Raw genomic sequence first — 255 nt, forward strand, 5'->3', positions numbered from 1 at the left:
TGCCTAGTTCCTTTACCACGGATCACTCGAGCGCCTGAGAATACTCATCTCGACTACCTGTGTCGGTTTACGGTACGGGCTGCTATAAACGAACCTTAGAAGTTTTTCTTGGAAGTCTGATTAGGGATACTATCAGCGCGGCCGAAGCTTTGCTGTACTATCAGGCTTCAGCAAGTCTGGCGGATTTTCCTACCAAACCTATACCTACACCCTTTAACGCACTATTCCGTAAGTGCGCGATCCTTTCACTACTCC

1 rRNA gene is annotated in these 255 nt (G+C 48.2%); it reads right to left on the reverse strand.

What is annotated here, in order from left to right:
* A 23S ribosomal RNA gene (locus ACLHR0_RS31715) occupies positions 1–255 on the reverse strand; the annotation flags it as partial.

The organism is Chitinophaga sp. ARDCPP14 (assembly GCF_051362515.1).
Taxonomy (GTDB): Bacteria; Bacteroidota; Bacteroidia; order Chitinophagales; family Chitinophagaceae; genus Chitinophaga.